Genomic DNA, 11478 nt, shown 5'->3' with positions numbered 1-11478 from the left:
TACGCTTGTCTAGATATGCTGAGCCTGAGCATATTCATTTTGCAGTGCGATATTGTGCAAACGTCATCCTCAGCCACCGCCGTCCCTTCCTGCATGGTCGAGCGCGATAGTTCCTGATCGCATGCAGGGACGATCAGACGTCGAGCGCCGGTTCGGTCCGATAGGCACGATGCAGCAGGGCGGCGAGGTCGCCGGATCGCGGCAGGGTGACGGTGCCGATGGAAGCGACGGCGACTCCCGGCGTCCACGAATTCATCGCGACGGCTCCGGAAAACTCGCCGAGTCCGTCCGCCGCTACGACCGCCTCGCGCTGGGCGACACCGAGGGCGGTCAATCGCCGGCGGAGGATCCCCATCGTGACCCCAGCGAGGATGCCGGCCTGCGGCCATGTCACTGTCGCGCCGTCCAAGAAGGCCAGGTTCCAGATCGTCGCTTCGCCGATCCGTCCCTGGCGATCGACGAAGGCGGCATCGTCGAAGCCCTGCCGGGCGGCCTCGCGCAGGAGATGGGTCTTCGCCGACTCGCCCACATGCTTGACCTCTGGGCGCCAGCGCTCATGCGGTGTGAGGGCCAGTTTCAGCGGGCCGGCGGGGCCGTCATCCGGCGGAAAGGTCCGGACCAGGATCGAGCACTCATCGGTCGCATCGCCGACGCGGAATTCTCCGCTACGCAAAAACACTGTCGCGGTGAGCGACAGGTCGCCGGGTGCGTCCGCAACGGCGATCCGAAGCGCGTCTCGTATGCGCTCCTCCGGCATGATGCGGCCGAACAGTGCCTGCGACCCGTCGCGAAGGCGATCGAGATGGAGGTCCAACCCCCTCACGCGGCGGTCACGGACCTGCATGGCGGTGAAATGCGCGAACCCGGCGAAGGCGAGGGGGGCGGGGTCGGAGGCGGTGGCGGACCGCCCGTCGATCCAAGCACGGGTGGCGAAGACGTCTGTCATGGGAAAGCGCTCTCGACTGGTTTCCATCGAAGAGCCGCAGCCTTAATCCGTGACAGCACTGTCAGGGTCAACGGCCAATGCGGATCGGGACGCTATCGAAGCGCACGGGCGTGAGCGTGCGCATGCTGCGCTATTACGAAGGGGAGGGGCTGCTCACGCCGGAGCGCACCGGCGCCGGGTATCGCGATTACACGCCGCTGGACGAGGACATTGTCCGGCGGATCAGGACACTCGGCGCGGCCGGGATGACGTTGCCGGTCATCCGCGATTTCTTGCCCTGTGCGCTCGCCGGGCGCGGCGCATTCGAACCCTGCGACGAGCTTCGGCAGACGTTGCGCCGGCACATCGCGCAGGTGGACGAGCGCATCACCGAACTGGCGAAGAGCCGCAGCCTGCTGGAATCGATCCTGGCCACGATGTAGTCCCGCCGGGCCATTGCCGCATCGCCGAGGCCGACCCGCGCCCCGGCACGCGCTGCGTCAGGACGACCGCCGCGACGGGGTCAGCCGGAATCCCGGCGCCGGGCGCTCCAGCAGCACCTCACGGCGGAAACGCACGAGGCGGGCAGGCCGCCCTGCGGCGCCGCTCGTGACTTCGTCGGTCTCCTCCACCAGCCCCTGCTGGGCCACGAGCCGACGAAAGTTCTGCTTGTGGAGATTGGCACCGGACAGGGCCTCCACGGTGCGCTGCAGCTGGAACAGGGTGAAGGTCGGCGGCATCAGCTCGAACACCACGGGGCGATACTTGATCTTGCCGCGCAGCCGCCCGATCGCCGTGGCGAGCACGCGGCGATGATCGAAGGTCATGGGGCGCCCCGTCGTGGCGATATCCGTGGCGTGTGCCTCGCCGGCCTGCCCCTGCGCTTCGGGAATCAGCCCGGCCTCGAACAGGAGTTCGTAGCGTTCGAGCACGCGCTCCTCGTTCCAGGCCCCGCCGCCGATGCCGAAGGTGAGCCCGAGCCTGTCCTCGCGCCGGCGCCTGACCTTGGCATCCACCGCCCCGGCGGCCCAGGCCAGGAGCTTGGCCTCGATGCCGTCCAGGGTCTCGGGCCGGCCGGCGCGCCAATCCTCCCAGGGCAGGAAGGCATACCAATTGTGCCACGACGCGTCAGGGAGGGAGGCCGAGCGCATCTCCCGCACGAGGGCGAGGTAGGCCACGGACAGGGAGTGGAGGCCGGCCGAATCGTCGCCCTGCCGGTCGCGGTCGCCGAAGGTGTAGAGTTGCTCCACATAGCCGAGGCGCTGCTGCGTCTGGCGTTCCACCCAGGCGCGCAGGCCGCGCTCCAGCGTGGGGTGCTCCGGCACGAGGGGGCCTGCCGGCAACCCGGTCTCACGGCCCGTGGCCTGTCCCGGAACCCGCACCGTGAGCGCGCGTGGCTCACCGTCCGTCGCCGCGACGATGACGGCGACGAGCCCGACCGCCGACGGATTGGGAAGCGCGCCGGTCGCCTCCACCGCAAACCCGTCCTGCGCCCTCGTCACCTGTCCCGCCCCCCGGTCCGTGAATGGGTCTCATGGCAGATTGTGTGCCGGAATCAACGCGCGACAGGGTGCGCGCGTCGCCTCACGCCTTGGCGGGCACCGGCCGGGCCGGGTTGCCGACCACCGTCGCGCCGGGCGCCACGTCGCGGGTGACGACGGCGCCGGCCCCGATGATCGCATGGTCGCCCACCGTGACGCCGGGCAGGATCAGCGCGCCGCCGCCGATCCAGACGTTGCGGCCGATGGCGATGGGGCGGGCGAATTCCAGCCCGGCCTCGCGCGCCTCCGCCTCGCGGGGATGGTCCGCCGTGAGGATCTGGACACCCGGCCCGATCTGCGTCCGGTCGCCGATCGTCACCGTGGTGCAATCGAGGATGACGCAGTTGAAGTTCAGGAAGACGTGAGCGCCGATGCTGATGTTGAAGCCGTAATCGCAATGGAACGGCGGCCGGATCACCGCCCCGTTGCCGACCCCCGCGAAGATCTCGCGCAGCAGAACCCGGCGCTCGTCGGCGGGGCGCCCGAGCATGGCGTTGTAGCGCGCGAGCCAGGCCTGGCAGGCGCGCAGGTCGGCACCGAGTTCCGCGTCGTCGGGGTGATAGAGGTCCCCCGCGATCATCTTCTGCTTCGGCGTGCGCCCGGCTTCGGTGGTCATGCCAGTCTCCGTGCTTCGTCGAGGCGGGGAGTAGGCCGATGGGCCGGGGCCGGCAAGCGAGGTCCGGTTGGATCGGCCCTGCCTGGCGCGGTCGCCGGAGGCGTCGACACGGTTCGGGAACAGTTGACCGTAGGGCGGCGAGGAGATGCCGAGTAGGGTCACCTCATGGTCGATCTCGTCGCCGAGATCGTAGCGGAACACTGCAACCCCGGCGCATTCGATCACGACCCCTTCGGGGCTTATGGCCGACAGCGCGTTCCAAATGAGAACTCCGTCGCCCGCCGCCTCGTCCGGCGGGACGGTCCGCACGAAAGCATCGAAGCCGGCGGCGGGAACAAAGCGGCCGAACGCGACGCCCATCGGCGGATCGCCGCTTTCCAGTTCGGAATGGCCGATGACCACTCCGTACGCGACGATACCGTACATGACCTTCACCCCCTTCCGCCTTCGCTCTCAGGTGCCCGTGACGCCTCGCCCGTGTCGGTCCGCAGGATGAACTCGGCCCGCTCCCGCACCGAGGGCGAGCGATCCCCGAGAAGCCGCGTGGCGTAGGTACGGGCCTCCGGGCGCCCCTTCAGGCGATACATGGCACCCTCAAGGGCCACACGCCTCACGGCGGCGGAGCGATCGGCGATGCTCTGGGCGATTACGGTGTCGAGACCGGGCGCCACCGTCAGGGGCCGCACGTCGTACACGAATACGAGACGGCGCCGGCCTATCGACTTGTCCACCCATTGCCAGTCGCGGCCCACCGGCCAGGAGGCCTTGCCCTCGACCAGCAGCGAGAGCGCCGCCGCCCGTGCCGCGGGTTGCACCGCCTCGGCGGCCACCCTCAGCAGGTAAGGGTCGAGCGCGGGTGTTCGCGAGACGGCGCGCAGCACCCGCGCGACCGGTCCCGTCATCTGCCCGATCAACAGGTCCGCCAGACGTGCAGCGACGTCCGGGCGGCCGAAGGCCTCGTCGAGGACCGCGCGCTCGCCGCTCCACCGGGACCAGCCGAGCCGTTGAAGGTGGAGGGCGGCCGCGCAGCGCGCCACCACCTCGGGGGGCGTGAGCGGAAAGCAGCGCCGTGCGCAGGCCACGGCGGCCGTGCGCACCGGCGCGGACCAGTCGTTCAGCCGCCACGCCACCGCCGCGAACAGGAACGGCGAGGGCAGGCCGCCGGAGAGGCGCGCCAGGGCGGCCTCGCGCATGCGTCCGTCCCGGTGGAACAGAAACAGGAGGGCGAGATCCGGTGACTGGGCGAGCAGTTCCGCATCGGTGCGCGGCTTGCCGAACCACCGCCAGCGGGACGGGGGCGGCTCCCGGTGGAGCCCCGCCGCGTAGGCGATGGCCGCGTCGGCGGTGGTGATCCGCTCGGGCGGCACCTCGCCCAGAAGGTCGACGATCCGATCCAGGTCGGGGGCAGCCAGCCCATGGTCCGCGCGTCGCCCCAGTACCCTCGCCAGAGCGGCCTGGAGTTCGGGACTGAGCGGCGACGGCATCGGCTTCATGGGGATCATGCTCCCTCCGCCCGTCGATCTCGAGGGCCGGTACCCTGCCTTATAGAAGCCCTGTCGGAGACCTTTGAAGGAAATGCAGGCTCGTCGCGCCGCGTCGGGGCATCCATCCGCCAGGGGGGATGGCGGCCGGATCACGGGTCCTATTGCGGCCCTCCCCCGATTCGGCTGTTTGAAGCGGGTACCAAATCCCGGAGGTTTCCCACTAGGATGCCGTCGCTGCGGCTTACCGGAGGAACGACGTGATCGGACGCGATACCGCCTTGGGCTCGACCGTGCCGGTCGACGTGAGGCTCTACGGCATCCTGGACGTGGGCGTCTGCGGCGATGACGGCGCCGACCTCGCCGAGATGGCGGCGGAGGCCGTCGCGGGCGGGTGCACCCTTCTTCAATACCGCGAAAAGTCCATCGAGAACGCGCGCGAGGCCCTGGCGCGCATCCGCGCCATCCGCGCGGCCATCACGGGCACCGGCGTGCCGCTCCTCGTCAACGACCGCTGCGATCTCGCCCTGGCGGCCGAGGCCGAGGGCGTGCATCTCGGCCAGTCGGACCTGCACCCGGCGGAGGCGCGGCGCATTCTGGGCTCGAGCGCCATCATCGGCCTGACCCTGAAATCGGCGGCCCAGGCGGACGAGCTCTATCGCCTGCCCGTGGATTACGCCTGCATCGGCGGCGTCTTCGCCACCACGAGCAAGGACAATCCCGATCCGCCGGTCGGGCTCGACGGGTTCACGCGCATCGCCTTCCGGGCGCGCCTCGCCCGGGGCACAGGCTTTCCCGTGGGAGCCATCGCGGGCATCGACGGCAGCAACGCCGCATCGATCATCGCGGCGGGCGCCGACGGCATCGCTTTGATCTCGGCGCTGTTTTCCACCGAGGAGGTGGAGGCCGGCGCCAGGGACCTGCGCTTCCGGGTGGATTCGGCCCTCGCGGCGAGGGGCGCGGGCCGTTAGGCCCGGGCCTAAGCGGGTCGCCGGTGAAATTCTCTAAGTCCCTGTTCTAAAATCATTTTCAATCGGGCCGGATTCCCTCGTTCCGGTCGATGGTCTAAGCAGGTTCGCATTGGCAAGCCAACGCTTTACCTCGCTTAGGCCTTTGAAGTGTCGCAGGTTTGAGGACGCAAAACCGGTGACCACTTTTGCTAAACCTGCTTAGGGTTGCTGCAACGCAAGGGACGAGACACGCCATGACACCCATCGCCGTCACCATAGCGGGCTCCGATTCCAGCGGCGGCGCCGGTATCCAGGCCGATCTCAAGACCTTCGCGGCGCTCAAGGTCTACGGCGCCAGCATCATCACCGCGCTCACGGCGCAGAACACCCTGGGCGTCCAGGCCATCCACGACGTGCCGGCCGATTTCATCGCGGCCCAGATCGACAGCGTGTTCTCCGATCTCGACGTCAAGGCGGTGAAGATCGGCATGCTGTCGAAGCCCGCGGTGATCGAGGCCGTGGCCGCCGGGCTCGGCCGTCATGCGTCCCGCATCCCCATCGTCCTCGACCCGGTCATGGTGGCCACGAGCGGAGACCGCCTCATCTCGGACGAGGCGGTGGAGGCCATGCGCCGCCACCTCCTGCCCCTGGCCGATCTGGTGACGCCGAACCTCCCCGAGGCCGCCACCCTGATCGAGTCTCCCGTGGCCAAGAGCGAGAACGAGGCGGTGGTGCAGGGGCGCAAGCTCCTGGCCCTGGGCGCCCGCGCCGTCCTCATCAAGGGAGGCCATGCGGAGGGCACCGAGAGCGTCGACCACCTCATGAGCGCCGACGGGACGCTGCGGCGCTTCGCGTCGGCCCGTGTCGAGACCCGCAATACGCACGGCACCGGCTGCACCCTGTCCTCGGCCGTGGCGGCGGGACTCGCCCGCGGCCTGCCCCTGACGGAGGCCGTCGCCCAGGCCAAACGCTACGTCACCGCCGCCATCGCCGCATCCGGCTCCGTGAACGTGGGACGAGGACACGGACCGGTCCATCATTTCCACGCCCTTTGGCATTGAGACGACGGAGAAGTTGGCCTCCTTCGCCTTGCATCGGATGCCTGATTGCGTTTGAAGTACCGCACGATCGTTCGATGTACGGAACGGCGCGATAGGTTCTGGGACAATGCAAGATCAGGCGACGACGCCCGAGCGGGGGCGGCAGCGGGACATCCTGAACGGGGCACAGGTTCTCTCGGGCCAGCTCGGCAAGACCATCCAGCGGCTGCGCAAGGCCTACAATCTCTCGCTCTCCGAACTCGCCGAGCAGTCCGGTGTCGCGAAATCGATCATCAGCCAGATCGAGCGCAACGAGACCAACCCGACCCTGGCGACGATCTGGCGCCTGAGCCAGGCCCTCGACGTCTCCATCGAGCGGGTGCTGGCCACCAGCGACGAAGAGCCCTTCATCGAGAAGACGTCGCGCGCCGACACGCCGATCCTGCTCTCCGACGACGGCAAGATACGCCTCGCCATCGTCGGCTGGATCAAGACGGTGGAATGGCTGCAATGGTACGAGGTCACGGCCGATCCCGGCGGCGTGCTCGATTCCGATCCGCACCAGCGCGGCTCGGTGGAATCCCTCACCGTCACCGAGGGCGCCCTCGAAGTCGAGGTGGCCGGCACGTTCCAGCGGGCGCGGGTGGGCGAGACGCTGCGCTACCGCTGCGACAGGCCGCACACCGTGCGCTGCGTCGGCACCGAGCCGGCCAAGGCGATCATGGTGGTGATCATGAAGGCCGCCGTGATGGAGTAGGCTAAATAATCCGACTGATATTGGATGCCTGAGAGGATACCAAAACTGAGAATATCCAATCTATGACTGATCACGGAAACGTGATCGCAATCGGGTATTAGTCTAAGTCGAGTCGTATTGACGAAATTGCTGATTGAATATTCAACGATGGTAGTTCAGCTGCCAATCGATGGATCGTGCCATGCCTGTTCGCAAATGGGGCGGGGAGACGCTGGTCAATACCAAGACTGCGGGTGACCAGACATCGGCGGTCGTCACGGTCTTGAACAACGGAAACGTCGTGGCCGTCTGGCAAGATGGCAGCGGTTCCACTGCGGTTCTACGCGGACAGACGTTCGACACGACGGGAGCGCGGATCGGCCGCGAGTTCCTGGTCGACGAGACGACGATCGGCGACACGCTGCCGAGCATCGCGCCGCTGGAGAATGGCGGCTTCATCGTCACCTACCAGCACTACGCCTCGCCCGAGAACCAGGATCTCTACGCTTCTGTCTTCGATGCGGCCGGAAAGTATCAGAGCCGGATCGTCTCGACGTCCTTTGCCAATCAATATCAGCCCGATGTCTCCCAATTGAGAAACGGCTCGGAATCGATCCTGGTCTGGCAGGATCTCGAATCGACGAACGGGGACATCCGCGCCGCGACCTACAACGCGGACGGAACGCTCAAGCCCTCCTTCGTCGTCAACAGCGTGGTCGACGGGGTGCAATCGCACCCTGCCATTTCGGCCGGGCCACTGAGCATCCTTCCCGTGGCCGTCTGGCAGAGCGGAAACAGCATCAAGGGTTCGCTGCTTGGACCCGACGGAACCTACGGGTCCGAATTCCAGGTCAACATCCCGACCGGCGACATCCCGATGGAGCCCGATGTCTCGTATATCGGTGCCGGTCGGTTCGTGGTGACGTGGACGTCGTTCAACCAGGGCAGCGGCGGCGGTATCCATGCGCGGCTCTACGGGGTCTATGGCGGCATCGCGCAGCCGATCGCCAGCGAGATCTTCGTGAACTCGACCACCTTTGGCGGCGATCCTACCCTCACGCCGCTGCATAACGGTGGATTCGTCGTATCCTGGTCGGAAACAAACTACTTCGGCGGCAGCGGACCCGACACATCCGGCTCGTCGATCCATCTCCAGGCGTTCGACGGGTCCGGCGCGAAGATGGGCGGCGAGGCCATCGTCAACACGACGACGTCGAACTCGCAGTTCGATCCCTCCGTCACCGCGCTTCGTGACGGTCGCGTCATGGTGACCTGGACAGATTACAGCGGGGCCGGAGGCGATGCGTCGGGCTCCTCCATCAAGATGCAGATCATCGATCCGCGCGACGGCCTCGTCTACGGCGCCGGCGGCGACGACCTCCTCTACGGGCACGATTTCGTCAATGACGAAATCAATGGCGGCGACGGGGCCGACAGGCTTTACGGCCTCAACGGTGCGGATGCCCTGTATGGCGGAGAAGGCGACGACCTCCTCGATGGAGGAGCAGGCGCGGATACGATGGTCGGCGGCAGCGGGAACGACCGCTACTATGTGGATTCGCGGGACGACCGTATCGTCGAGTTGAAGGAGACGGGAAAGGACGTCGTCGTCTCTTCCGTCAGCTATTCGCTGGCGGGAACCTACGCGGAAACGATCCTTCTTACGGGCACGGGCGCGATCTCGGCCACAGGCAACGAATCGTCCAACAAGATCGTCGGCAATGCTGCGGCCAACACGCTCTCGGGCGGGGCGGGCACCGATACGATCGAGGGCGGTCTCGGCAAAGACTCGCTCTTGGGGGGCATGGGCAACGACAGCTTCGTGTTCGACACCAAGCTCGGCGCCACGAATGTCGACACGATCAACGATTTCGCCAATGTTTCGGGCAACAACGATACGATCAAGCTGGACAATGCGATCTTCACGGCCCTGGTAAAGACCGGTGTTCTCTCCGCTGGACTGTTCGCGGCGAATACCACGGGGACGGCGACGCAGAGCGACGACCGGATCGTCTACGAAACCGATACGGGCCGGCTTCTCTACGATCCCGACGGGGTCAACGGCGCTGCGGCCGTCCTGTTCGCCGTCGTGAAGGACCATCCGGCCCTGACCGCTCAGGACTTCCTGATCGTATGAGGTTTACCGATCGCCCGACCGGGCTCAATGCCCGGAATTCACCCAACGGACCATGTCGGCGAGCACGATGCTCAGCGCAGCGTCGAGACCGACCGCGGCGCTGCCCGCCTCGATCTTGGCCACGGGCACCCGCGCGGTGAAGATGCGGGCGGCGACCACCTTGCCGGTGCCGTCGGCGATGAGCTTGGCCGAGACGTCCACCACCGCTTCGCCCGAATTCGAGGCGATGTCGAAGGCGCGGATCTCGCTGATCAGCGCATAATCGGCGACGATCTTGTCGCCCGGACGGCTCACGGATTTCAGGCGCCCGGAATTCTCGAGGCTCTGGATCAGCCGCGTCTGGACGAGGCGCGGCAGGCGGTCGGCCCATTGGCCGCCGCCGAGGAACGACAGGGCGCCGCCGGCCTGACGCACGATGATGCGATCCTGCTCGAAGGGCTGGAGGCCCACCGGCTCGGCCACCGAGATCGACCGTGCCGCCACGCTCGGCCGGCCGGAACTCGGCAGGGCGGCGAGGTCGAAGGTCATGGGCGCGCCGCCGCCGCAACCGCCGAGCAGGGCGGAGAGGCAGGCGAGCGCCAGGGCATGCGAGCGAAACGTCATCCGAAGAGCCTGGAAACCTGTGCAGCGCGGCAGAACGCGCAACCGTAAACTACGCCATAGCGGTTTCCGTGCCGTGACGCCGGACACATGCGGCTAGGCTTTGCCGGGTTCAGCGGCCACCGTTGTATTCCGGCAACGATGGCTTGCCGCCGAAGATGACCTGGGACGGGTCGCGCTCCAGGCTCTTCACCGTCCGGTTGAGGGTGTTGAGGGTGCGCTGGCCGTCCGACGACAGGGCTTCGACTTCGCGCCGTCCGGTCCCGCTGAGCTTGCTGAAGCTCGACGCGATGGTGGAGGTGCGCTTGTCGAGGTTCTCGGAGAGGGTGCGGAAGGCCTTGCCGGCGTCGCGCACGGAGATCGCCGCGTCGCGCACTTCGGCGAAGGTGCTGCTGCCGGTCTGGCCCGAGGCGGAGCCGAGGAAGCTCTCGGCCCCCTTCAGCACGTTGTCCACCCGGTCGGCCGAGGCGTTGAGTTTGGCCGCCAGCGAGCGCGCATCCTTGACCGCGCCCTCGATGTCGGGGCTGGCGGTGCTGAGCGCCGCCGAGAAGCGCTCGGCATTGTCGATGACGCGGTTGAGCTTCTGCCCGTCGATGGCCTTCACCAGCGAACTCACGGCGGGGCCCGCATCGCTGAGGGTCTTGGAGAACGATTCCACGTTGGCAAGGGTGCGGGTGATGGCGCCTTCGTTGCCGGCCACCAGCTTGTCGAGGCGCTGGAGCATGTCGTCGGCGCGCTGTGCGATCTGCTTGGCCGCCGTCATCATGTCCTGGATGTCGGAACTGTCGGCGAAGATGGTGGGTGTCTGATCGCCCGAGCCCGGCGTCAGCGCCGGGGCATCCGCGTTGCCGCCGGAGAGCGAGATCGTCGAGACGCCGGTGAGCATCGCCGAATCGAGGCGGGCGCGGGTGTCGGCGCGCAGGGGCGTGGTGCGGTCCACCTCCACCATGGCGACGACGCGGCGCGGATCCTGCGGCAGCAGGCGCACGTCCATCACCTCGCCGACCTTGATGCCGTTGAAGGCCACGGTCGAGCCCTTGGCGAGGCCGCCGACGCTGCCGGAGAAGACGATGCGCACGCCCTGCCGTTCCTGGCTGCGCGATCCGCCCTGAAGCCAGAACACGAAGCCGAAGGCGGCCACGACGACCGCGAGAGTGAAGGCGCCGACGAGGGCGTAGTTCGCACGAGTCTCCATTGGATCAGCGATACCTCGGCGTGGCGGGGCGAGTGCGGTGCGGGGACGCACGCGGTGCGCGAGCCCCGATCGATCGCTGCGCGATGTGGCGCACGGCTCCGCACAGGCGCCGCGCGGATGGGATGGAAGGCATTCCGGCCGATCGGCCCGAAGGCCCTTCCGAAGGCTCGGATGTATCGGCGGGGAGCACGGCGAGGCTCCCCTTCCAGGAGGGGGAACCCGCGATGCCCTCGAATCGTGTCCGGACCCGGATCGGC

11 protein-coding genes are annotated in these 11478 nt (G+C 67.6%); 5 read left to right on the top strand and 6 right to left on the bottom strand.

Annotated elements, in window-relative coordinates:
- Nucleotides 1-133: 133 nt before the first annotated feature.
- On the bottom strand, nucleotides 134-946 hold the full coding sequence (locus ASF34_RS17280; RefSeq protein ID WP_056162831.1) for an aminotransferase class IV family protein: 813 nt from the start codon (nucleotides 944-946) through the stop codon (nucleotides 134-136).
- 77 nt (nucleotides 947-1023) lie between these two features.
- Here ASF34_RS17280 and ASF34_RS17275 point away from each other — a divergent pair, with 77 nt between their 5' ends.
- A complete protein-coding gene (locus ASF34_RS17275; RefSeq protein ID WP_056162829.1) occupies nucleotides 1024-1368 on the top strand; it encodes a MerR family transcriptional regulator in 345 nt (114 codons plus the stop codon).
- Nucleotides 1369-1425: 57 nt separating this feature from the next.
- Here ASF34_RS17275 and ASF34_RS17270 read toward each other — a convergent pair whose 3' ends face one another.
- The 3 genes from ASF34_RS17270 to ASF34_RS17260 all read right to left on the bottom strand — a co-directional run bounded on the left by ASF34_RS17270 (nucleotide 1426) and on the right by ASF34_RS17260 (nucleotide 4584).
- On the bottom strand, nucleotides 1426-2427 hold the full coding sequence (locus tag ASF34_RS17270) for an NUDIX hydrolase (RefSeq protein WP_056162826.1): 1002 nt from the start codon (nucleotides 2425-2427) through the stop codon (nucleotides 1426-1428).
- A gap of 82 nt (nucleotides 2428-2509) precedes the next feature.
- Complete coding sequence (locus ASF34_RS17265; protein ID WP_056162999.1) at nucleotides 2510-3082, bottom strand: sugar O-acetyltransferase; 573 nt, start codon at nucleotides 3080-3082, stop codon at nucleotides 2510-2512.
- Between the two features lie 431 nt (nucleotides 3083-3513).
- Nucleotides 3514-4584: a hypothetical protein gene (locus ASF34_RS17260; protein ID WP_056162822.1), complete on the bottom strand. Its 1071-nt coding sequence runs from the start codon at nucleotides 4582-4584 to the stop codon at nucleotides 3514-3516.
- 239 nt (nucleotides 4585-4823) lie between these two features.
- Between ASF34_RS17260 and thiE the strand changes: the two genes are divergently transcribed.
- From thiE to ASF34_RS17240, 4 genes are all read left to right on the top strand, one after another.
- Nucleotides 4824-5534, top strand: coding sequence for a thiamine phosphate synthase (gene thiE, locus ASF34_RS17255; RefSeq protein WP_056162819.1), 711 nt, complete (start codon nucleotides 4824-4826; stop codon nucleotides 5532-5534).
- 233 nt (nucleotides 5535-5767) lie between these two features.
- On the top strand, nucleotides 5768-6574 hold the full coding sequence (gene thiD, locus ASF34_RS17250) for a bifunctional hydroxymethylpyrimidine kinase/phosphomethylpyrimidine kinase (RefSeq protein ID WP_056162817.1): 807 nt from the start codon (nucleotides 5768-5770) through the stop codon (nucleotides 6572-6574).
- 106 nt (nucleotides 6575-6680) lie between these two features.
- Nucleotides 6681-7310 carry a helix-turn-helix domain-containing protein gene (locus tag ASF34_RS17245; protein WP_018042207.1) on the top strand — a complete coding sequence of 210 codons (630 nt, stop codon included), beginning with the start codon at nucleotides 6681-6683 and terminating at the stop codon, nucleotides 7308-7310.
- A 181-nt stretch (nucleotides 7311-7491) separates the two neighbouring features.
- Nucleotides 7492-9426, top strand: coding sequence for a calcium-binding protein (locus ASF34_RS17240; RefSeq protein WP_244479032.1), 1935 nt, complete (start codon nucleotides 7492-7494; stop codon nucleotides 9424-9426).
- Nucleotides 9427-9450: 24 nt separating this feature from the next.
- On the opposite strand, the gene ASF34_RS17235 is transcribed toward ASF34_RS17240, so the two are convergent.
- Both ASF34_RS17235 and ASF34_RS17230 read right to left on the bottom strand, forming a co-directional pair.
- Complete coding sequence (locus tag ASF34_RS17235; protein WP_018042209.1) at nucleotides 9451-10029, bottom strand: ABC-type transport auxiliary lipoprotein family protein; 579 nt, start codon at nucleotides 10027-10029, stop codon at nucleotides 9451-9453.
- 109 nt (nucleotides 10030-10138) lie between these two features.
- Nucleotides 10139-11221: an MlaD family protein gene (locus ASF34_RS17230; protein WP_018042210.1), complete on the bottom strand. Its 1083-nt coding sequence runs from the start codon at nucleotides 11219-11221 to the stop codon at nucleotides 10139-10141.
- Between the last annotated feature and the right edge of the window lie 257 nt (nucleotides 11222-11478).

The sequence above is a fragment of the Methylobacterium sp. Leaf106 genome (assembly GCF_001422895.1).
Classification (GTDB): Bacteria; Pseudomonadota; Alphaproteobacteria; order Rhizobiales; family Beijerinckiaceae; genus Methylobacterium; species Methylobacterium bullatum.
This window is presented reverse-complemented; position numbering and strand designations above follow the sequence as displayed.

What these genes read in the sequence shown, in the direction of transcription:
- ASF34_RS17280 (WP_056162831.1), bottom strand. Translation starts at nt 946, where the DNA reads ATGACAGACGTCTTCGCCACCCGTGCTTGGATCGACGGGCGGTCCGCC.
- ASF34_RS17275 (WP_056162829.1), top strand. Translation starts at nt 1,024, where the DNA reads ATGCGGATCGGGACGCTATCGAAGCGCACGGGCGTGAGCGTGCGCATG.
- ASF34_RS17265 (WP_056162999.1), bottom strand. Translation starts at nt 3,082, where the DNA reads ATGACCACCGAAGCCGGGCGCACGCCGAAGCAGAAGATGATCGCGGGG.
- ASF34_RS17260 (WP_056162822.1), bottom strand. Translation starts at nt 4,584, where the DNA reads ATGATCCCCATGAAGCCGATGCCGTCGCCGCTCAGTCCCGAACTCCAG.
- thiD (WP_056162817.1), top strand. Translation starts at nt 5,768, where the DNA reads ATGACACCCATCGCCGTCACCATAGCGGGCTCCGATTCCAGCGGCGGC.
- ASF34_RS17245 (WP_018042207.1), top strand. Translation starts at nt 6,681, where the DNA reads ATGCAAGATCAGGCGACGACGCCCGAGCGGGGGCGGCAGCGGGACATC.
- ASF34_RS17240 (WP_244479032.1), top strand. Translation starts at nt 7,492, where the DNA reads ATGCCTGTTCGCAAATGGGGCGGGGAGACGCTGGTCAATACCAAGACT.
- ASF34_RS17235 (WP_018042209.1), bottom strand. Translation starts at nt 10,029, where the DNA reads ATGACGTTTCGCTCGCATGCCCTGGCGCTCGCCTGCCTCTCCGCCCTG.
- ASF34_RS17230 (WP_018042210.1), bottom strand. Translation starts at nt 11,221, where the DNA reads ATGGAGACTCGTGCGAACTACGCCCTCGTCGGCGCCTTCACTCTCGCG.